The organism is Nostoc edaphicum CCNP1411, assembly GCF_014023275.1.
Lineage (GTDB): Bacteria > Cyanobacteriota > Cyanobacteriia > Cyanobacteriales > Nostocaceae > Nostoc > Nostoc edaphicum_A.
Window position 1 is genome coordinate 2,658,979 of sequence record NZ_CP054698.1, and the last position, 20,847, is coordinate 2,679,825.

14 protein-coding genes, 1 tRNA gene and 1 pseudogene are annotated in these 20,847 nt (G+C 42.0%); 10 read left to right on the forward strand and 6 right to left on the reverse strand.

The features are described from left to right. The first annotated feature begins 54 nt into the window (after positions 1-54). Positions 55-1,932 (forward strand): DUF1565 domain-containing protein, encoded by a 1,878-nt coding sequence (locus HUN01_RS13545; protein ID WP_181931713.1) that lies wholly within the window; start codon positions 55-57, stop codon positions 1,930-1,932. Positions 1,933-2,040: 108 nt separating this feature from the next. On the opposite strand, the gene HUN01_RS13550 is transcribed toward HUN01_RS13545, so the two are convergent. Next, entirely contained in the window at positions 2,041-3,270 is a 1,230-nt protein-coding gene (locus HUN01_RS13550; protein WP_181931714.1) for a TetR family transcriptional regulator, read from the reverse strand. Positions 3,271-3,560: 290 nt separating this feature from the next. Between HUN01_RS13550 and HUN01_RS13555 the strand changes: the two genes are divergently transcribed. The 6 genes from HUN01_RS13555 to HUN01_RS13580 all read left to right on the forward strand — a co-directional run bounded on the left by HUN01_RS13555 (position 3,561) and on the right by HUN01_RS13580 (position 9,810). Continuing rightward, positions 3,561-4,418 (forward strand): acyl-CoA desaturase, encoded by an 858-nt coding sequence (locus tag HUN01_RS13555; RefSeq protein WP_181931715.1) that lies wholly within the window; start codon positions 3,561-3,563, stop codon positions 4,416-4,418. Positions 4,419-4,510: 92 nt separating this feature from the next. Next, entirely contained in the window at positions 4,511-4,930 is a 420-nt protein-coding gene (locus HUN01_RS13560) for a hypothetical protein (protein WP_181931716.1), read from the forward strand. 251 nt (positions 4,931-5,181) lie between these two features. Next, positions 5,182-5,928 (forward strand): TIGR04283 family arsenosugar biosynthesis glycosyltransferase, encoded by a 747-nt coding sequence (locus tag HUN01_RS13565; RefSeq protein ID WP_181931717.1) that lies wholly within the window; start codon positions 5,182-5,184, stop codon positions 5,926-5,928. Positions 5,929-6,179: 251 nt separating this feature from the next. After that, positions 6,180-6,938 carry a TVP38/TMEM64 family protein gene (locus HUN01_RS13570; protein WP_181931718.1) on the forward strand — a complete coding sequence of 253 codons (759 nt, stop codon included), beginning with the start codon at positions 6,180-6,182 and terminating at the stop codon, positions 6,936-6,938. After that, on the forward strand, positions 6,907-7,680 hold the full coding sequence (locus HUN01_RS13575) for a TVP38/TMEM64 family protein (protein ID WP_181931719.1): 774 nt from the start codon (positions 6,907-6,909) through the stop codon (positions 7,678-7,680). Before HUN01_RS13570 ends, HUN01_RS13575 begins: the two co-directional genes overlap by 32 nt. 579 nt (positions 7,681-8,259) lie before the next feature. Further along, on the forward strand, positions 8,260-9,810 hold the full coding sequence (locus HUN01_RS13580; RefSeq protein WP_181931720.1) for a mercuric reductase: 1,551 nt from the start codon (positions 8,260-8,262) through the stop codon (positions 9,808-9,810). Between the two features lie 220 nt (positions 9,811-10,030). Here HUN01_RS13580 and HUN01_RS13585 read toward each other — a convergent pair whose 3' ends face one another. Next, on the reverse strand, positions 10,031-13,528 hold the full coding sequence (locus HUN01_RS13585) for a PA14 domain-containing protein (RefSeq protein ID WP_181931721.1): 3,498 nt from the start codon (positions 13,526-13,528) through the stop codon (positions 10,031-10,033). Positions 13,529-14,749: 1,221 nt separating this feature from the next. Here HUN01_RS13585 and mgtE point away from each other — a divergent pair. Beyond that, the gene (gene mgtE, locus HUN01_RS13590; RefSeq protein ID WP_181931722.1) at positions 14,750-16,150 is read left to right on the forward strand and encodes a magnesium transporter; all 1,401 of its coding nucleotides are present in this window, start codon (positions 14,750-14,752) and stop codon (positions 16,148-16,150) included. A gap of 76 nt (positions 16,151-16,226) precedes the next feature. Here mgtE and HUN01_RS13595 read toward each other — a convergent pair whose 3' ends face one another. Both HUN01_RS13595 and HUN01_RS13600 read right to left on the reverse strand, forming a co-directional pair. Beyond that, complete coding sequence (locus HUN01_RS13595; RefSeq protein ID WP_069074584.1) at positions 16,227-16,484, reverse strand: hypothetical protein; 258 nt, start codon at positions 16,482-16,484, stop codon at positions 16,227-16,229. A gap of 215 nt (positions 16,485-16,699) precedes the next feature. Then, entirely contained in the window at positions 16,700-17,581 is an 882-nt protein-coding gene (locus tag HUN01_RS13600; RefSeq protein ID WP_181931723.1) for an SDR family oxidoreductase, read from the reverse strand. 700 nt (positions 17,582-18,281) lie between these two features. On the opposite strand from HUN01_RS13600, the gene HUN01_RS13605 reads away from it, so the two are divergent. Together HUN01_RS13605 and HUN01_RS13610 are read left to right on the forward strand one after the other, a co-directional pair. Continuing rightward, positions 18,282-19,880, forward strand: a complete 1,599-nt coding sequence (locus HUN01_RS13605; protein WP_181931724.1) for a peptide ligase PGM1-related protein — start codon at positions 18,282-18,284, stop codon at positions 19,878-19,880. A gap of 7 nt (positions 19,881-19,887) precedes the next feature. Beyond that, positions 19,888-20,250: pseudogene (locus tag HUN01_RS13610) on the forward strand (IS66 family transposase); the annotation flags it as partial. Here the strand turns inward: HUN01_RS13610 and HUN01_RS13615 are convergent. Continuing rightward, positions 20,194-20,565 (reverse strand): Arm DNA-binding domain-containing protein, encoded by a 372-nt coding sequence (locus HUN01_RS13615; protein WP_181931725.1) that lies wholly within the window; start codon positions 20,563-20,565, stop codon positions 20,194-20,196. The pseudogene HUN01_RS13610 and the gene HUN01_RS13615 sit on opposite strands and share 57 nt — an antisense overlap. A gap of 135 nt (positions 20,566-20,700) precedes the next feature. After that, positions 20,701-20,774 (reverse strand) — tRNA-Met (locus HUN01_RS13620). Positions 20,775-20,847: the final 73 nt, after the last annotated feature.

Below are 20,847 nucleotides of genomic sequence, written 5' to 3' on the forward strand. Positions count from 1 at the left end.
ATACTCTCTAAGAGTATAAGAATTTATTGATACTTCTAAGGAGTCGTGTTAAAGATGATTCACTATCGTGTGTTTCCTAAGTACCGTAGAGTAGATGTTATGCTTGCGAAGCTGAAGTTTTTGAAATCAGCAAGGCTTTTATTTTTTAGTATTTCAGTATTATATTTTACTTTAAGTACGGTAGCGGCAAGTATGGCGTTCCTGAGTACAAGCTTGGGTAGAGCGATCGCTCAAATACCATCGACACCAGATTCTATACCCTCTGGTGAAAAAACACCATCTCAGGTTAATGTGCTGTTTGTCAACCCAAAGGTTGGAGATGACAGCGCAGGTAATGGCAGCGAATCCGCTCCTGTGAAAACGATTACTCAAGCGTTGCAATTAGCTAACGCCAATACTGTAATTATGCTCTCTACGGGCACTTATAGCGCCGAGACAGGAGAGGAATTTCCCTTAATGCTAAAGCCGGGTATTTCAATTCAAGGCAACCCTAGCAATCAAGGCAAGGATATTATCATTCAGGGTGGTGGTGATTACCTGAGTCGGAGCTTTGCCGGTCAAAATGTCACAATTGTTGGAGCAAATCAAGCTTTATTGACTGGGGTAACGGTGACAAACTCTAACTCTCGTGGTTACGGTTTATGGATTGAATCTAGCAATCCAGTAGTCGCAGAAAATACATTTACTGGCAGTACTCAAGATGGGATTTCCGTCAGCGGTAATGCTGCACCCACTATTACCAAGAATTACTTCGATCGCAATGGAGCCAATGGGATCACAATTTCCGGTAACTCCAGTCCCCAAGTGAAGGAAAATATCTTTCACCAAACGGGTTTTGGGATTAATATTGCTCAAAATGCCGCTCCGATAGTCATCGGCAATCAAATCCAAAATAATAGATCGGGAATTGTGGTGCAAGCAAATGCCCGCCCGATTTTGCGGAATAATTCTATTCAAGATAATAAAGAAGATGGTTTAGTTGCGATCGCTCAATCAATGCCAGATTTGGGTAGTGCATCTGAACCTGGGGGTAATCAATTTCAAAATAATGGCCGCTACGACATTAACGCTAGCGCTGCTAAACAGGTAATTGTTGCTGCTGGTAACAACCTTGTGAGCGATCGCATCACTGGCAAAGTAGATATTGACGGTACAACAGCAATAGCAACCCAAAATTCTCAACCCGCTCCCAACAACGTGTTACGAGAAATACCACCAACTGGAGAAATCACTTTCTCGGCTCCGGAAATCTCTGAAACTACCAATGGGCAAAGCAGCAACAGCATTTCAGCAAATCATCCTGTTTCTACACAATTAAACAGTCAAATGCTGCCATTAGCGCCAGTCAATACATCAGTTTCCACGCCTAGATCCAATCAACAACTCCCCACCTCTGGAGTCGCAGGTTTTCCTACTCCTAGCAGCTTGTCAGGTAGACAAATACCAACTAACACTTCAAGAGTTGCAAATTCCAGTCCAGCACAGCAGTCTGATACACGACAGTTAAATTATGTGCGGATTGATCCTAATACGATTGAGTTTACTGCCCCTGAGTACCCATCCAATCCAGTTGCACAGCAGTCATTACCAATACTAGAAACTTCTGCCCCAGGTGCTTCAGCACTTTTACCACTTCCTAGTCACAATATCCCTATTAGCAATACTCGCAATATGCAAACAAGTTCTGCAAGTATTCCTTATGGCGGTAACTCTGCGACGCAGTTTGGTATACGTTATCGCGTGGTAGTGCCACTAGCAACTGAGAGAGATCAAGATTTAGTGCGATTCCTTGCTCCTGATGCGTTTCCCACAGTTTGGCAAGGTCAAAGAGTTATGCAAGCAGGAGTATTTAACAGCGAATATAATGCTAAAGAAATGCTTAAAACACTTTCTAGCAAAGGTTTAAGAGCTATTGTGGAGCCGTTGAATTAATTGGGGATTGGGGATTGGGCAGAGAAGAAAGAGGTAATTAATTTTATTATTCTCCCCCTTGCCCCCTGCCCCCTGCCCTCTGCTTCTCCCTCATCTCCCGAAAAAATCCTACCCCGGCTTATGATCCAAATGGGTTGCTTGCTCTAGAGCAGCTTTTTCTTTAGCTCGGCGGACATAGGGTTGTAATTGAGAGCGATCGCAACCTGTTAAAATACTCAGGTTTTCCAAGGTGATCCCCCGCATTAACATTTCTACGCGCCAGGTTTGTTGCGCCTGAGCTAAAGCTGGCGCTTGTCCTTGGGGAGTTAACAATCCCTCACTCCATACTTGCCAACGTGTCTCAAGCTCTGATTGTGAGATGGGTGTGCCTGTTTCATTTAAAAACATGGCTGTTTGAGCATCTTTACGACTTTTCAGCCATTTGATTAAAGGATTATTAGTAAAAGAGCCGTAGCGTTTGCCCAAAATCCACTGATTCACAGGTACTTGACGGACAAATCCGGGAATTGTGATTTGTAGGAAGTGCCCTTGAGTATCGTAGATTTGGTGCGATCGCTGCAAGCTAATTATTTCTGTGGCGGATAACCCAGCCCCAAATAATACATAAGCTAAAGCATAATCTCGCGTTCCCAATTTCCTGGACTGTTGCAGAATTTCGTGAACTAAACTAGCAGGCAAATCAGCTATTTCTGTAGTGCTCAAGCCTCCTTGTAAGCAGTTTGTTGCTAATTCTGCGGAAGATGACATGGCTCCATTTAAAAACAACTCCACCAAATTTTCTAGAAAATCGTCGCGATCGTCCCAAAGTTCGTGAAATTCGCTAGTGAACTCAATTACGGCATATCCCAAGATCATCCCATTCAGCAAACTGGCTAATTTTTCTGCGGGTAAATAAGTATTTAGGTGTCCTTGCTGGATTACAGTAGCTAAATACTGAGCTACATAGCGGTTTGCTTCTGTTACTCCCCTGCCTAGGGCGCGGCGATTTTCTGCCGGAAATTGGTCGGCTTCACCCACCACAGACCGGACGAACTCTGGCACTCGTTCTAGTGCATGTAAAGTGTCACTTGCATAATCCTTAAGAGCTTGGTAAACATTGCCGGGAGGCGTTGCTCGCCGCACCAGCGACTCACCTAAATCCTTGAAGGCTGCGGACTCTTCCAGCACAGCCAAAAGCAGTCCGTGCTTATTGCCAAAATTCCGAAATAAAGTCACTTCGTTGACTTCGGCTTTTTCAGCAATTTGGCGGGTTGTAGTGGCGCTGACTCCGTGAGCAGAAAACAACTCAAGTGCAGCTTGAATCAAGCGTTGACGAGTAGAAAGGAGGTGAGATGACATAGAAAAATGCAAGTGGCACTTGCACGGATATCAGAGTTCTGCTAGCATAACAAATGTAAGTGATACTTGCTTTACTCTATCCTACGGGTGACGCTCCTGCGTCGCTAATGGGGGAAACCCCTAGACGCTCAATGACTCGCTAACGCTGTGCTATCGCTTTTGGCGTCTCCCTTTGGGAGAAGACCGTGGTGGCTCACTGTAACGAACTAGTATACAGGGCGGGTAAATCCCTTGTGGGATGGCATCCGAGAAAAAGCAAATCGCTTCATCATCCATCAACAGGAATTTTTATGACCGCAAATTTTGGGGCGATCGCTCCTGAGAGAGGCAACTCACCTCAACTCAGGTGGATAAATGTGGTATTTTTTGGTGTATTTCATGCGTTAGCACTTCTGTCTCCTTGGTTTTTCTCTTGGCCAGCATTAGGTTTGCTAGTGTTTCTCCACTGGTTATTCGGGAGCATTGGTATTTGCTTGGGATATCACCGACTACTGAGCCATAAGAGTTTCCAAGTTCCCAAGTGGTTAGAGTATGCGATCGCCCTCATTGGAGCGTTGGCTTTGCAAGGTGGGCCAATTTTTTGGGTAGGTGGACACCGCCAACACCACGCCCACACAGAAGATATCAATTTAGACCCCTATTCTGCCCAAAAAGGATTTTGGTGGAGCCATATACTATGGATTTTCTACCCACGTCCAGAATTCTTTGACTATGACACCTATAAAAAATATGCCCCTGACTTAGCAAGACAACCTTTTTATTGTTGGCTGGATCGCTACTTCCTGGTGTTGCAAATCCCCTTCGGGCTGCTGCTTTATGTCTTAGGAGGATGGCCTTTTGTGTTCTATGGAGTGTTTCTCAGATGTGTCTTGCTTTGGCACTCAACCTGGTTTGTAAACTCAGCATCACACCTGTGGGGTTATCGCACCTTTGATGCTGATGATGGCGCTCGTAATCTTTGGTGGGTATCCATCGTAACATACGGAGAAGGATGGCACAATAACCATCATACTTATCCCCACATGGCGAAATCTGGGTTGTATTGGTGGGAAATTGATGTTACTTGGTGGAGCATCCTAGTTTTGCAGACTTTGGGTTTAGCCAAAAAAGTTGTCTCACGTCCCCCTCAAGGTGCAACTCACGGCTAAATTGCAACTAAATTATCATGAATTTGTTATGCCGATTGCTTCCCGCAGTCGGCTTAATAAGTTTTTACGCATTTTAATTGCATATTTAGATCATGATTAATACTTCTAGTTTTCGTCAGACGATTCTACTAGCTATTATCACACTCAACCTCATTTCTACTTGGTTACACTACATAGATAATGCATTATTTTTGAGTCGATATCCTGGCCCAACGTGGTTCACTTCTGTTGGAGTAATTAGTACTGTAATTGTGATGACTCCAGTAGGACTATTAGGATATTGGTTTTACACCAAAGGCATGTTTTGGTTAGCGTACTTTTTATTAGCCTTATACTCAATAACTAGTATCTCCAGTCCAGTCCATTATCTCTTTCCGATGGTTGCTCCCATGACTTGGAAAATGCATAGTCTAATTTGGCTGGATGGATTTATGGGACTGTTACTGATAAGTTTCTTGTTATGGTCTAGTCTTGTATTGAAAGAGTGGCATAGTACACTATCTGCAAATTGATTTTACAAAAAGTATATATAGGAATCTGCTTTGATTTCTGAACGAATTTGCGTAGGTAGGCAATAGGCAATAGGAAAGAAGACTTATTAGTTGTACTGAATTTTTTCAGAAATCAAATATGAGTCTTATATATATAGTTGTAACTGAAATCGCCCACCATTTTGTTAAGTCTAAGAGGATGTTTGAAAAGTGCCTAAAGTCACAGCGAAACACTTTTCAAATATCTTCTTAGAACAGTAAATTCAGCAATTATGAGTCAGAATATTGGCGCTGTCACAATTTCTATTATTATTCCGGTACTCAATGAAGCGGGAAATATCAAAGAAGCAATATCTACGACAGCCTTCTCTACGAAATGCTATGCCAACGCAACTACAAAACCCAGTGCAAATATAGAAGTGATTGTCGTAGATGCTGGTTCAGAGGATGAAACTGTGGAAATTGCTCAGTCATTAGGTGTTAAAGTTATCTCGTCATCTCCCGGTCGTGCTGCTCAAATGAATGCGGGTGCTGTTGCAGCTAGCGGAGATATTCTGCTATTTCTCCATGCAGATACACGTTTGCCGACTGGGTTTGATGAGATGATTTGTACAGCACTACAGCATTCGGGGACTGTGGCTGGTGCATTTAACTTGCGAATTGATGCGTCACTTTTAAGTTTACGATGGGTGGAGTGGGGAGTAAAAATGCGATCGCATTTTTGGCAAATGCCTTATGGCGACCAAGCAATTTTTTTAACAAAAGACGTATTTCAGCAAATTGGTGGCTTTCCTGAATTGCCCATCATGGAAGACTTTGAACTCATACGACAGTTGAAACACACTGGACGCATTGTAATTATCCCCACACCAGTTGTTACCTCAGCCCGTAGATGGTTGCAAAAGGGAGTATTAAAAACCACCCTACTTAATCAAATAGTAATTGTTGCTTATTTACTCGGCGTTTCACCTGAGCGAATTCGTAGCTGGTATCGCCGAGAAAAATTTAAGAGAATTTAAGCTGTTTCTCATGTGGGTAGTATATCTTAGGGGCATTGCAATACGGTTTGGTTAAGGCTTTTTGATGAAAATTTTAGATCACAAAGATTCGATAATTTATCACAAAGACGCGATGAATCGCGTCTTTTGCCTTAACCGAACCGTATTGAGGGGCATTAGATTTAAGGGTAAGTTTCAAAGTTGAGCTTCAGAAGGTCAACTTTGAGCCTCAGAAGGTCAACATCAAGCCTCAGAAGGTGAAACTTATAAAAATGAGAAAGCGCGTATTAAATTCTAAACTCAAATTACTGCTGCTAAGTTGCCTGATGGTCACTCTAATAATTGCCGCTAAACAGTTAAACATTCAGGGACTTTTACAAACCTCAGTTATTTGGGTTGAGAGTCTTGGGATTTTAGGGCCTATCGCTTACATAGTCATTTACAACTTGGCAACATTACTGTTTGTACCGGGTTCCCTACTAACGCTCAAAGGTGGTTGTTTGTTTGGAGTATTTTGGGGATCAATATATGTGCTAATTGCTGCAATAGTCGGAGCAACCTTAGCTTTTATCATTGGACGTTACCTGTCACGGGATTGGGTTTCTCAACAAATGGACAAACATCCTAAATTTAAAGCGATTGATTTAGCAGTTGCCAAAGAAGGATGGAAAATTGTCTTTTTGACTCGTCTCTGTCCCATTTTTCCCTTCAATTTATTAAATTATGCTTTTGGAGTTACACAGGTTTCTCTCAAAGACTACATATTAGGTTCCTTCGGTATTATTCCCGGTACTGTGATGTACGTTTATATTGGTTCTTTAGCTGGTAATCTTGCGATGATTAACACGTCTCATCAACCAATCACTCCAGAAACTCAAGTTTGGCAATGGATAATGCGAGTAGTTGGGTTGATTGCTACTGTTGCGGTGACTGTGTATATCACAAAAATTGCTCAGAAAGCATTAGCTCAAAGTGTAGCAATAGAAGAAATAACAACCCATGACAAAATTAACAATAATTCAGATATTTAAAAGTATTGATGCCAGAAACTTGCAGAAGTTTTTTAGCTTAAGTGTATTAACATTACTGATATTGGCGATCGCTTTCTCATTCAACACAGAGTCAGCTTTAGCACAAGAATCTGCAAATCCAAATTCTTTCAATCCCCAAGCCATTTTACGGGAAGCCTTGCAGTGGATTGATAGCTTGGGTGCGGTGGGAGCCTTAGCTTTTATAGCCCTTTACATTATCGCTACTGTTGCTTTTTTCCCAGGTTCTATTCTCACTTTGGGTTCTGGTGTGATTTTTGGTGCAGTTTGGGGTTCTCTCTACGTGTTCATTGGTGCAACCCTTGGCGCTACAGCTGCTTTCCTTGTGGGACGTTATTTAGCTAGGGGTTGGGTTGCTCGGAAAATCGCAGATAACAAAAAATTTGCCGCCATTGATAAAGCAGTAGGTAAAGAAGGATTAAAAATTGTCCTGTTAACGCGACTGTCCCCTATATTTCCTTTTAATTTGCTGAACTATGCTTTTGGTATTACAGGAGTTTCACTTCAAGATTACTTCCTCGGCTCTCTAGGCATGATTCCCGGAACCATTATGTACGTTTATATTGGTTCTCTTGCAGGTAATCTGGCCATGATTGGCACTGAGGCTCAACCTACTAACCCGACTTTACAATGGGTAATTCGCATTTTGGGTTTGATTGCGACGGTCGCTGTAACAGTTTATGTAACCCGGATTGCACGCAAAGCTTTAGAAGAAGAATTGTAGGGTAGTACCACTTGCACACACAAGTCGAATTACCCCCCTTAATCCCCCCTTGCCAAGGGGGGAAAAAGAAAATCTAGTTCCCTCCCCTTTGCAACTACGGTGTACACACAAGTCGAATTACCCCCCTCAATCCCCCCTTGCAAAGCTATCCATTACCCGGATCTTTCTTAACATTTGCGAGAGTATTCACTCACGCTTTTCTAACCCTGATTCGTTCGTCATCAATTCTCAATAAAACCCTAATTTTAGCGATAAGACTAAGAGCCAATCTGTCAAGTATGTTTGACACCTCAGTGTTCAAGATGCCGACAAAACAAGCGTTTCAAGATTGTAAAGAAAGATGTGACTAATGGATAGCTTGCAAAGGGGGGAAGCCGGAAATCTAGTTCCCTCCCCTTTGCAAGGGGAGGGTTAGGGTGGGGTAAAACGCTGGTTAATCAGCTATTTAAGACTTGTATATACACCGGGCGGTGTGTCTTGTAGCTCACTCAATCGAGAACCGCCATAAACAAGCATAAAAATAAAAGACTGAGCCACCTAAATTAATCGGGATTCTTAATTTTAAAAGAGGTTTCGCCAATGACAAATTCAGATTTAGAGAGAGTTACAGTTCGTCCAATGGATGAATATAACCAAAAGTTGGTGTCTTACGTCCATCCACCAAATTGGGTTAATCCTCAACCGGCAGATGTTTACGATTTGGTAGTAATTGGGGCTGGTACGGCGGGATTAGTGGTGGCGGCGGGGGCGGCGGGTCTGGACTTGGGTTTAAAGGTGGCGTTGATTGAAAAGCATCTCATGGGTGGAGATTGCTTAAATGTTGGTTGCGTACCATCTAAAACTATTATTCGGTCTGCCCGCATCGTTGGTGAAATTTGGGATGCTAAAGACTTGGGAGTTAATATTCCCCAACATAATATAGATGTTGATTTTCCGAAAGTCATGGCCAGGATGCGGCGAATAAGGGCTGATATCAGCCATAATGACTCGGCGGAGCGGTTTCAAAACTTGGGTGTCGATGTATTTTTGGGTAGCGGTCGATTTGCAAGTAAAAATACTGTGGAAGTTGGCGATAAAACTCTGCGGTTTAAAAAAGCTGTAATTGCAACTGGTGCAAGAGCTGCACAACTGTCGATTCCGGGAATTGAACAGGCCGGTTATCTAACCAATGAGACGGTTTTTTCCCTGATTCAACGACCGGAACATTTGGCGGTGATTGGCGGTGGCCCCATTGGTTGCGAATTGGCGCAAGCTTTCCGCCGTTTGGGTTCTGAGGTGGTACTTTTTCATAGCGGTTCTCATCTTTTAAATAAAGAAGATGCTGAAGCTGCTGAAATTCTCCAAAAGGTTTTGATTAACGAAGGAATTCGCGTAGTTCTCAATTCCAAGTTGGAAGAAGTGGTAACTGTTACTGAGGGGAAACGGCTTTACTTTTCCTCTAATGGTCATCGAGATTCAGTGACAGTAGATGAAATTTTAGTCGGTGCGGGGCGATCGCCAAATGTGGAAGGTTTGAATTTAGAATCAGTAGGGGTGGAATATGACAAGCGTCAAGGTGTCAAGGTAAATGATTACCTCCAGACGACCAATCCCAAAATTTATGCGGCTGGCGATATCTGCATGAACTGGAAGTTTACCCATGCTGCTGATGCGGCGGCGCGGATTGTGATTAAGAATACGCTGTTTTCTCCCTTTGGCTTGGGACGCTCGAAACTCAGTAGTTTGGTGATGCCTTGGGTAACTTATACTGACCCAGAAATTGCCCATGTAGGGTTATATGAACACGAGGCGCAGAAATTGGGTATTGAGGTGACAACAATTAAGATACCTTTTAATAGTGTAGACCGAGCGATCGCAGATGGTGAAGAGTCAGGATTTCTCAAAATCCACCATAAAAAGGGGTCTGATGAAATTATTGGTGCAACTATTCTCGCCAGTCACGCAGGTGAAATGATATCAGAAGTGACTACGGCAATGGTGAATAAAATCGGTTTGAGTAAGTTAAGCAGTGTAATTCATCCTTATCCCACTCAAGCCGAAGCCATTAAAAAAGCAGCTGATGCTTATCGTCGAACACTCCTGACATCAAATACCAAAAAACTGCTGGGATTTTTAACAAAGTTATCTTGAGCAAAATCAAGGCAGGAGGCAATACTTGTCGGGTTTTGGGGAAAAGGGGAAGGTGGGGCCCCCTCTGGGGATAAGGGGCGGGGGAAAGGGGAAAGAAAAAACCTTTAACTTTTTCCCAAACCCTATTCCGAGTTAAAAATGCACAAAGCGAGCAGTATTGAGGCAGGAGGCAGTATTCCTCCAGTGAGAACTGCCCTCTGCCTTTCTGGATAACTGTTATCTAAACAGCTCGGAAGCGATTAATCTGGCCTCCTGTCAAGTTTGCATAGTAGAGATTGCCATCTTTGCCAGTGGTTATTTGTGCAGTGACTCCTAGATTTGGCGTGTCTTTTTGGGAAGCAAACCGCTTAACTGAGACAAATTTACCCTGACTATCGAATGTCACGGCATCGATAGTTCCTTGACTGAAATCACCAATGAATAAGGCATTTTGATAGATTGAAGGGAAAGTATTACCTGTGTAAAAGTCACCCATGACAATCGAATTGGAACCAAAATGCTCGTAAGTGTAAGCTGGTGCCGTAACCGTTTTGCCACTATTGTAAAAGTCTTGCGCTTCCTTTCGGTTAGAATAGTATATTTGTTTTTGGCTGACAATATTGCCATTTGCATCCTTGCCACCTTCATAGAATGGCCAGCCAAAGTTAGCTCCTGGTTTGCCGATATTGATCTCTTCGTAACTACCGAAGCCAACATCACCAATATAGGGGGTATTGGTTTTCTGATCAATTGTAAAGCGGAAGGGGTTACGCAAACCTAAGTTATAAACTTTGGAGCTATTGCTATCGGGGTCTCCGTTGTAGAAAGGATTACTTGATAAGCCTTGACCAGTAATTGCATCAATCCGCAGGAGCTTACCAGACAGGTTATTGACATCCTGGACGCGTATTCCTCTGATATCTACCCCGTTATACGAAATTCCATCTCCTATGCTGACAAACAGAGAACCATCAGTACCAAAGCGCACAGAACCAACTGAGTGAGATTCACTATCACTGGCTATAAAATCCTGGACATTTTGGACTTTATCGAGATTATTTATATAATCCTGCAAGCTGGTGAACGGCTTACCAGTATCTTTGTTGAGAATTCCTGATGGTGCGTAGCCAAGTGAGACATTTGTGCTGTTGCCATCGGGACGAACAATATTGTCCCAAGTGCTATTTTTGCCTAGCAGCACAACTTCGCTGCCAGCAATAGCAGTAGTGTAATTGGTTTTGGCGTCAGCTGTCACTCGAATCAAGCGTGCAGTACGATTCCCAAACTGATCGGTATTGTCCAATGTGCTATTGGGATTGTTCTTAGGATTGTTTGGATTGGTTTCTGGTGGATCGTAGGTAAACAAGAGGTAAACGTAATTGTTGCCGGTTGCAGTTTTGCCAAAATCTGGATGTACGGCAATGCCTAAAAGACCGCGATCGCGCGTGTCATTCACCTGTCCAGAAATATTGATAAATGCTGTTGGTAATAATGTGCCGTTGTCTATGACTCGCACTATTCCATTTTTCTGAGCAACGAACATCCGCTTACCGTCAGCTGTCCAGTCAAAAGCTGTAGGTTGAGTTAAACCAGAAGCTACTGTATCTAAAGCAAAGTTACCAGGGTCGTTATCAATAATACTAATAGTTGTCTGTTGAGTAGCTAGCTGTACCCCAACTGCATTACTAAACCTCAAAGAAAATGCTTCATTTGGCTCCCCAACATTGTCATTAATAATGGGGATAACAATGTTCTTACTGGTTTCTCCTGCTGCAAAATTCAAGGTTCCAGATCTATTCTGGTAATCAGATCCAGCTTTTGCAGTCCCATCCACGGTTGTGTAGTCCAGACGAGCAGTCCCCGCAGCGCTACCCCGTGTAGCTGTCACCGTCGCAGAACCGTCACCCTCGTTAACTATTGGCTGACTGAAGTTGATACTAGAGCTATCGTTATCTTGAATCGTAATTCCAAGAGTTCGTTGAAGTCCTAGCGTGGCCCCCACTGCCTGATCAATGACAAAATTAAAGGTTTCATCCCCTTCTGCTAAGGAATCGTCATTGATTGGAATAGATACCTGCCTGCTGCTTTCTCCCGGCGCAAAAATAATTGTTCCAGCGCTTTCGACACCTCCACTTCCATAGTCAACTCCTTTCGTGGCAGTATTACCTATGGTGGCATACTTAATTGAGGAAGTGCTACTTAAATCGCCACTTCTCAGTAAAGTTACGGTTACACCACCAACGCCTTCGTTTACAGTTGTGGAAGATGATCCTAAAGTGATGGTGGTCGGAAGAACTGCTGAATACAGTTGAGACTTAGGAATGATTTCTTTGGTCTGAGAAGCGCTTGACCAAGATAGTTGGGAAACAGCTTCGTATGTCTTATCGTAGTATTCGAGCTTAATATCATACTTCTGACCAGCAACCAGTGCGATCGAGCCACTGTGTTCTGTAGCTGACTGATCGACAAACTTGTTGATGATTTGTTGACCATTCACCCACAGTCGTACACCATCATCAGTAGTGGTATGGAAATTGTAAGTTTCGCTGTACTTGGCTTCTACCTGACCTGTCCAACGTGCTGAGAAGGTATCTACACCGATGGATGGATCTGGAGAACCAAGGGCCCAGTTAAAGTTAACCGTCGCATCTGTGCGAGTTTGTTTCAGGTTGGTGAAGTCGATGTTGTCATAGTATTCTCCTTTGAGTCCATTGCCATTACTAACTACAGGAGGTACGCTGACATTGCTGTACAGTTGGGACTGAGGAATAATTTCTTTTGCTTGAGAAGTGCTTGACCAAGATAGTTGGGAAACGGCTTCGTATGTATTATCGTAGTATTCGAGCTTAATATCATACTTCTGACCAGCAACCAGTGCGATCGAGCCACTGTGTTCTGTAGCTGATTGATCGACAAATTTGTTGATGATTTGTTGACCATTCACCCACAGTCGCACACCATCATCAGTAGAGGTGTAGAAGTTATAAGTTTCGCTGTACTTGGCTTGTACCTGACCTGTCCAACGTGCTGAGAAGGTATCTACACCGATGGATGGATCTGGAGAACCAAGGGCCCAGTTAAAGTTAACTGTTGCATCTGTGCGAGTTTGCTTCAGGTTGGTGAAGTCGATGTTGTCATAGTATTCTCCTTTGAGTCCATTGCCATTACCAACTACAGGAGGTACGCTGACATTGCTGTACAGTTGGGACTGAGGAATAATTTCTTTTGCTTGAGAAGTGCTTGACCAAGATAGTTGGGAAACGGCTTCGTATGTATTATCGTAGTATTCAAGCTTAATATCATACTTCTGACCAGCAACCAGTGCGATCGAGCCACTGTGTTCTGTAGCTGATTGATCGACAAACTTATTGATGATTTGTTGACCATTCACCCACAGTCGCACACCATCATCAGTAGAGGTGTAGAAGTTATAAGTTTCGCTGTACTTGGCTTCTACCTGACCTGTCCAACGTGCTGAGAAGGTATCTACACCTACGGATGGATCTGGAGAACCAAGGGCCCAGTTAAAGTTAACTGTCGCATCTGTGCGAGTTTTCTTCAGGTTGGTGAAATTGATGTTGTCGTAGTACTCTGCTTTCAGCCCATCTCCCTGAGAGAGGGCGCTAGCACTAGCCCGAGCGGAAATATTGCTGGATTGTGCCTGATTCTCTAAAGCAGATGGTTGAGCAACAATTGCTGAATTTAGAGATGTTGACAGTTGTTGATTCTGTTCATTCATTGAGATATATGCCTCACAATAGAGCTAAAACTAATGCCATGATCAATACTTTTGGATTAGTTTTATGTTTGATGTTTTCAACAAAAAATGCGTAATAATCGTAGCGTGAATATGTTGATAATCAAATTATTATTTACCTATCAACATATTCTTAATTAAGACTGATACTATTTCATTCATTTGTTGATACAAAGCAATTTATTAATGCATGATGCTTTGGGTTCTGCTATTTATATCAACATTAAAATAGTATTACGTAATGATATGCCTTCCTATTTTTTCTCTGAAAGGAAATATAAAAAACGTGTATTATATGAAATACTAAAGATTACTTTAAGGGGGTATTAGTCCTGATTAATGTTTGTTTTCTTCAGACAAATTTGTGAGTTTAATTCATAGTTTTTTCCTCCAGCAAGAATTGCCTTCTGCAACTCGACTGAGTTTTACTGAGCCTGTGTTTCCCTGAGCTTGTCCTTGGCGCAGCCTCTCGTAGAAAAGGGTCAAAATTGCGATCGCCGAAGTCCTCCAGCCTTCTCTTATAAAAAATCACAAATCACCATTTTTGAGAGCTTCTAATTTCTCTGACGTGCAGGTGTATGAAGGTGAGGCAAAGCAAAGCACAATCGGAGTATATAGATACTTAAGTATCTATAGGGGCAATAATACACATTTTGCTTAAGTACTGTTTTTAGATTAATCAATTACATATTTGACACTAGAACACGATGTTATGTCTATCTTTATTGTGGAACTTTGTTTAAATATTCACATTGATATATATATTTTTAAAGGAATATAAAAGTTTTGATGATTTTTATATAAAAATCTCTAACATACAGGATAATCCCATGTTTTTTCTCCGCATAGATATTAATTATATGAAAATTGTATAAAGAAACCTTTTTCTATTTAAAGATTTGACAAAGTATGATTTATCTATGCTTTATCTTGACGCGTATTCGGAACACAATCCGTAGCAATTCCCCGAATATCGGACTTTTCGAGCAACCTTGTTGTAGGTGAACTATCCAGCGAATTGCTACGCAGCAGTTTCACTGAACGCAAGGACTTATCAGCGCTGAAACCCTACTCTTTCGTTCATTTACAAAAGTTTTTAATTTACTTCAAGTCGGAAAAATTACAAGTTTGACGTTGCACATTCCCACTTTCCCCTAGACTAGGGGCAGCAACCTTGTTCAAACTGGCTGAGGAAAGTGGATTTTGACTGAGACAAACAATTTAAACTCTACCATCCAGAATGTCTCACGCAGGGAATTGCGAGATTTAGTGCGGACTCAGCTGCAAATGCTCCTAGAAGCAGGAGACTTGCAGGGAGCAAAAGCTATTCTCGTACCTGTACAGCCTGCGGATATTGCCGAGGCGATTGAGGGTTTGCCAGAAGCGATGCACGCTTTGGCTTTTCGCTTGCTTTCTAAGGATGAAGCGATCGAGGTTTATGAATATCTCGACTATAGTGTTCAAGAACGGTTAATCGAGGAACTTAAAAGCCAGGAAGTCCGTGATATCGTCGATCAAATGTCGTCGGATGACCGAGCTAGATTATTTGATGAATTACCAGCAAAAGTCGTTAATCGCCTGCTAGAGCAACTGAGTCCAGCGGAACGCCAAGCTACAGCCCAACTATTGGGTTATGAAGCTGATACTGCTGGGCGAATCATGACGCTAGAGTTAATTTCACTGAAAGAAAACTTTACAGTATCTCAAGCTTTAGAGCGAATTCGCAACTTAGCTAATGCCAGTGAGATGATTTATTATCTTTATGTCATGGATGCGGCAAGGCGCTTAACAGGGATTGTATCGTTGCGGGAGTTGGTCACTTCTCAGCCTGAGCAGATTATTGGCGAAATTATGACCCGTGATGTGATATTTGTCTACACTGATACAGACCAAGAAGAAGTTGCCAGATTAATCCAAAGATATGACTTTTTAGCTGTGCCTGTGGTCGATCGAGAACAGCGTCTAGTAGGTATTGTCACCGTAGATGATGTGATTGATATTTTGCAACAAGAAACCACCGAAGATATCTATGCCTTGGGTGGTGGTGTGCAGTCGGGGGGCGACAACTATTTTCAGATGAATTTACTGGAAATTGCTCGGAAGCGGGTTGTATGGTTATTGGTCTTACTTGTAACCAATACCATTACAGGAACGATTATTAAGTCGCAAGAAGACCTTTTAGCAAAAGTGGTAACACTGACAGCGTTTATCCCCTTGCTGACTGGGACTGGTGGTAATGTGGGCGCTCAATCTTCCACGGTGGTGATTCGCGGGATGAACACTGATGAGATCCGATCGCTTGGCGCATTGCAGGTAATTGGCCGAGAGGCGATCGCAGGGGCATTATTGGGGGGAATGTTAGGTACGATCGCTACTGTCTGGGCTTATTTTCTCCAAGGACGAATAGAAGTAGCGATCGCTGTCGGCACTAGTTTGGTAGCTATTTCTCTTTTAGCTTCTATCTCCGGTTCAGCACTGCCGTTTCTATTTCGCTACCTCCGTTTAGATCCGGCATTAATGTCAGCACCATTCATCACCACAGCAGTTGATGTAGTAGGTGTTTTGATTTACTTCAATTTAGCGCGGGTAATTTTAAAGTTATGAAAAGAGTCATTTGTTATTAGTTATTTGTCATTAGTCATTAGTGAAGAACAAAGTACAAATGACTAATGACTAATTCTTACAATTCTGATGCTGTCTCTGGAGCAACTATTTCGCCAGTACCCAATTCTAGTATCAAGTCCTGATCAGTAATCAATCCGCTGAGTTCTTTAACTTGTAAATTCATTTCTTCACAAGCTTGTCTGAGTTCTTGTGCAAATTTGTTGAGGTCTTGACCATAGCCACATTGATAAGCAGCAGTTTCAATCCCTTGCTTGGCATTTGCTCTAGCACAATCTACTAGTTCTGTGCCATACAGTGGTGTAGGAGATGCCATAGACTTAGTTATTAATTCTTAAATGTACACTGATAGATAGACTATCAATATTTCAACATTAACTCATCTCTCCAATGGAAGACCATTAGGGTAGAGTCATTTGTCATTTGTCATTAGTAAATAACCAATGACTAATACTACTCTACAAGAGGCTACGCCAACGGCAAGCTCAGTACAAATGACAAATGACCAAAGACAAATGACAATTTTTTTACTTACCCATTAACAACTTCTCCACCATTGACATGTAACACTTGTCCAGAGACATAAGAGCCATCATCAGAGGCTAAAAATACGTAGCTAGGAGCAACTTCTTCTGGTTGTCCGGCTCGTTCCATTGGTACTTGTTTACCAAAAGTTTCAACTTTCTCATTAGGAAAAGTTGAGGGAATTAAAGGTGTCCAAATTGGCCCTGGCGCGACAGCATTAACGCGAATTCCTTTTGACACTAAATTTTGTGACAATGAGCGAGTAAAGGCAACGATCGCACCTTTTGTAGAGGAATAATCCAGTAGTTGTGGATTACCTTTATAAGCTGTTACCGATGTAGTATTGATGATAGAACTGCCTGCTTGTAAATGTTTGAGTGCAGCTTTAGTCATGAAAAACATCGAGAATATATTAGTGCGAAAAGTTCGCTCTAGTTGTTCTTCAGTAATTTCCTCGATACTTTCTTTTGGATGTTGTTCGGCGGCGTTGTTGATGAGAATATCGAGTTTGCCAAACTCACCAACTGTTTGTTGGATTGCTTGCTGACAAAAGCTTTCATCGCCAATATCACCTGCAATGGTGACTGCACGACGCCCTTGTTTTTCTACCAAATGTTTTGTTTCTTTGGCATCGTCGTGTTCATTCAGGTAAAGGATCGCCACATCTGCACCTTCTTTAGCAAATGCGATCGCTACAGCACGACCAATACCACTATCTGCCCCTGTAATTAATGCTACTTTATCTTTTAACTTGCCACTACCCCGATACTGAGCATCATCCGCTTTAGGTTTTGGTGTCATTTCTGATTCAACACCTGGTGCTTCTTGTTGCTGTGGCGGTTGTAATTTTTGCTCTTTTTTCTCTTTTTGCTCTTTTGATTTAGCCATAGTTTTTCTCTTGGTAATTGAATTTTGAATGTAATTAAGTATTGGGAATTTGGGTTAGGTAAGAGGTGAAAGTTAACAGGTGTCGGAAATAATCTGTACTTTATTCTTCATATTCATCAAAAGCAAACCTCGGATCAAAAATTTAACCCAAGGTTTATTTTCTGCTTTGACTCTCACTTGCCATTTGCAACTTTAGGCTTTTATACCCCAGATACTTGTCAAAGGTACTGATTGCTGGTAGATTTATGCTGCTTAGATTTTTTATCCTCACACCTAATTACGAAAATAAGTACACAACTATTATGTGATGAAAAATTTATTACTCTCATCTGCTTTTAAAGTAACTATTCTGTAGCTGTAGTTTATCGCTCCATAGAGGTAAAGTAATTTAGAATTTGCTCAATCTTAAGACAGAAAATAATTTAAATAAGAGTTACTCAATTAGCTAATTATGATCTCTTATATCTTATGAATTTTGCCATTACCGCTAAATGAAAATAAATGTTTCTACTTTCTCACTTCGTGGTTGCAAAAATACCTAATTTATGAAGTCAGTTTTTGTTAATATTAATATTTATTTAGTTTTATATCTGTATAGCTGCCTTTTTGCAGACTAAATTTATTGCAAAAGCAATTGATAAACTAATAGACCAAAAGTCTGTGTGGTGCGCTACATTGAGATTATTAGAGGGCAGGGGTTATGGCAACACTAAATATTTCTGAGTTAGAGCAAGTTGAAAAGTTTCGCCACTTACAATTAACCCTACGCGATCGCTGGAAAACAAGCGAGCTATTTGACAATAGTGAAGCGGATATTTTAATTATTCCCTCCTTGAGTCTCGACCAGCGCGAACTCCAAAAGATCGAAGGCTGTGAGCATTATGAAGAAAGATTACTATTTTCTTTAATTCGGTTGCGGAATCCCCGGACTCGGCTGGTTTATGTAACATCAGTACCGCTGCATCCTAGTATCATTGATTATTATCTGCAACTGTTGCCAGGAATTCCCTTTTCTCATGCCCGCAATCGCTTGCTGCTACTTTCTACTTACGATTCCTCTCTTAAGCCTCTTAGCCAAAAGATTTTAGAACGCCCCCGACTGCTAGAAAGGATTCATCAATCTTTAAGGCTAGACAAATCATTTATGATTTGCTACAACTCTTCGCACTGGGAAGGCGAATTGTCTTTAAAATTAGGTGTACCACTGTATGCTGCTGCACCAGATTTACAGATTTGGGGGACAAAAAGTGGCAGTCGGCAAATCTTCGCCGAAAGTGGAGTATCTCACCCAGATGGCAGCGAAAAAGTTTGGAACCACGAAGATTTGGCAGAAGCTACCAGTGATTTATGGGAACGTCAACCGACATTAAAACGGGTAGTGGTAAAACTCAACGAAGGCATTTCTGGAGAGGGAAATGCATTGGTGGATTTTAGACCGATTGAGAATTTAGCACCCGAAAAAGGTACTCATGCCCAAAGGGTAGCAGCAATTAGCGATCGCTTCTCAACAATGCGCTTTCAAGCAAAACTTGAAACTTGGGATAATTTTTCGGGAAGAATCCCGGAATTAGGGGCAATTGTTGAAGCATTTGTGGAAGGGGAAATTAAGCGATCGCCCAGTGTCCAAGGACGGATTACACCCACTGGCGAAGTCGAAATCCTTTCAACCCACGACCAAATTCTGGGAGGACCAGACGGTCAGATTTATCTTGGTTGTAGCTTTCCCGCTGATGAAAGATATCGACTGCAATTACAGCAATTGGGACTGCAAGTTGGCAGAAAGTTAGCAGAGAAAGGTACTTTAGAGCGATTTGGTGTAGATTTTATCGCCGTTGACAAGGGTAACGGAGAGTGGGATATTCAGGCGATCGAAATTAACCTGCGTAAAGGCGGTACAACTCATCCATTCATGACCCTGAAATTATTAACGAACGGCCGCTATGACCTTTCCACGGGTTTATTTTATAGTCAGCAAGGTCGTCCAAAATACTATATTGCCACTGACAATCTGCAAAAAGAGCGCTATCAGGGATTATTACCTAATGATTTGATGGATATCATCGCTCACCACAGACTGCACTTCGATAGCGGTACTGAGACGGGCACAGTATTTCATCTGATGGGTTGCCTTTCACAGTTTGGCAAGTTGGGATTAACTAGCATCGGTGATTCTCCGCAACAAGCACAAGATATTTATAACAGAGTTGTGAAAGTTCTGGATGAAGAAACCCGCAGCGAAAATCATGATTTCTCGGCGCTTTCAGATTATTCCTTTCCCGTGGTTTGGGATGAGCATTGATATCGGGGCAGAGGAAAAAACTTCACTGGCAAAAACTGTTCGTACCTGTCGTCAAATTTTCAAAGTTGAGCAGGCTTTGTGGTTGTTTGTGATAGTCGAAGGTGCCGAACCAACCAATAATGCTGCTGAGAGAGCCATTAGACCTGCGGTAATATGGCAGCGTACCAGTTTTGGTTCTCAAACGACTACTGGTAGTAATTTTGTTGCCCGCATGCTAACTGTTGTGACTACTCTTAAGTCTCAGCGTCGAAATGTCTTGGAATTTATGACTCAAGCTGTGGGTGCTAAACGCCAAGCTAAACCAACTCCTTTTTTACTTCCTCAAGTTCCTGTGGCTTCTGCTACGTGCTTTAATCCTTTCCTCTATTAGTGAGTAATCTCTCAGAACAGTAGACTCTTCTACTTGACCAGCTCTAAATTTAACATAATCACCCCACAATTCCAGTAAAGTGTATGTTTTTTCCTTCTTGGCAGATTCATAGTGAGGCTTGTATTTAGCCAGAGTAAAGTCAAAATAGCCAGCTATGACATCTAGCTCTATCTGCCTTGCTTTCATCTCACCAACCACTCTATTTTCAGCAGTGTCAGCCAGATTTAAAGATAAGTATTTCTGATTACCAGCAAACAAAGCTATAGTAAATCTTGATCTAAGACGACCTTCAAGGGTTTCAATTCCAATCTTCACTGACTATCCTTGACTATTTAGGGTTTGTAGACCATAGTCAAAAAATAGTCAAAAGGGGGTTAAAACAAATAATTCAGCCCTCTAGAACTACATATGACTAGGATCTCAAACCCTTATATTATCGTCTTTTTAAAGTGGCTCAGGTCGGAGTTGAACCAACGACCCCAGGCTTATGAGTCCCGTGCTCTAACCAACTGAGCTACTGAGCCAGATTTCATTCAAGTCATTTAATAATATAGCATACAAATTTGCTCAAGACTAGACCATTTTGCAATTTTGTTA

Excerpts from the sequence above, each read along its gene's own strand:
- HUN01_RS13580 (WP_181931720.1), top strand. The coding sequence starts at position 8,260 with ATGACAAATTCAGATTTAGAGAGAGTTACAGTTCGTCCAATGGATGAA.
- HUN01_RS13575 (WP_181931719.1), top strand. The coding sequence starts at position 6,907 with ATGACAAAATTAACAATAATTCAGATATTTAAAAGTATTGATGCCAGA.
- HUN01_RS13555 (WP_181931715.1), top strand. The coding sequence starts at position 3,561 with ATGACCGCAAATTTTGGGGCGATCGCTCCTGAGAGAGGCAACTCACCT.
- HUN01_RS13550 (WP_181931714.1), bottom strand. The coding sequence starts at position 3,270 with ATGTCATCTCACCTCCTTTCTACTCGTCAACGCTTGATTCAAGCTGCA.
- HUN01_RS13600 (WP_181931723.1), bottom strand. The coding sequence starts at position 17,581 with ATGGCTAAATCAAAAGAGCAAAAAGAGAAAAAAGAGCAAAAATTACAA.
- HUN01_RS13560 (WP_181931716.1), top strand. The coding sequence starts at position 4,511 with ATGATTAATACTTCTAGTTTTCGTCAGACGATTCTACTAGCTATTATC.
- HUN01_RS13545 (WP_181931713.1), top strand. The coding sequence starts at position 55 with ATGATTCACTATCGTGTGTTTCCTAAGTACCGTAGAGTAGATGTTATG.
- HUN01_RS13565 (WP_181931717.1), top strand. The coding sequence starts at position 5,182 with ATGAGTCAGAATATTGGCGCTGTCACAATTTCTATTATTATTCCGGTA.
- HUN01_RS13570 (WP_181931718.1), top strand. The coding sequence starts at position 6,180 with ATGAGAAAGCGCGTATTAAATTCTAAACTCAAATTACTGCTGCTAAGT.
- HUN01_RS13605 (WP_181931724.1), top strand. The coding sequence starts at position 18,282 with ATGGCAACACTAAATATTTCTGAGTTAGAGCAAGTTGAAAAGTTTCGC.
- HUN01_RS13585 (WP_181931721.1), bottom strand. The coding sequence starts at position 13,528 with ATGAATGAACAGAATCAACAACTGTCAACATCTCTAAATTCAGCAATT.
- HUN01_RS13595 (WP_069074584.1), bottom strand. The coding sequence starts at position 16,484 with ATGGCATCTCCTACACCACTGTATGGCACAGAACTAGTAGATTGTGCT.